Origin of the sequence: Photobacterium aphoticum, assembly GCF_001029435.1 — a bacterium.
GTDB lineage: Bacteria > Pseudomonadota > Gammaproteobacteria > Enterobacterales > Vibrionaceae > Photobacterium > Photobacterium aphoticum.
The window spans coordinates 1-272 of the sequence record NZ_LDOV01000114.1 but is presented as its reverse complement, the minus strand read 5'-3'; the positions used below and the strand labels follow the sequence as shown (position 1 = coordinate 272).

The 272-nt window shown below is 49.6% G+C and carries 1 protein-coding gene; it reads left to right on the top strand.

Translation table 11 applies throughout. The annotated features are described in order from the left end of the window. Nucleotides 1-258, top strand: a 258-nt coding sequence (locus ABT58_RS23265) for a class I SAM-dependent methyltransferase (protein ID WP_047876799.1), incomplete at its 5' end; no start/stop codon positions are given. Between the last annotated feature and the right edge of the window lie 14 nt (nucleotides 259-272).

The following is a 272-nucleotide window of genomic DNA, read 5'->3' as shown; positions in this document are numbered from 1 at the left end:
GGGATTCTGATCCTGTCTGAGAAATATATCTTCGATGATGAGCAGGTCCACGAGCTGTTAATAGACCTGCACCATGACTTCAAGCGTGCCAACGGTTACAGCGAGCTGGAAATCAGCCAGAAGCGCAGCGCTATCGAGAATGTCATGCGCCCTGACAGCATTGCCGCCCACAAAGAACTCTTTGCAAAAATTGGTTTCAGCAGCTCGGAAGTCTGGTTCCAGTTCTTCAACTTCGGCTCGATGATTGCGATCAAATAAGGTTCCGCGCTGTT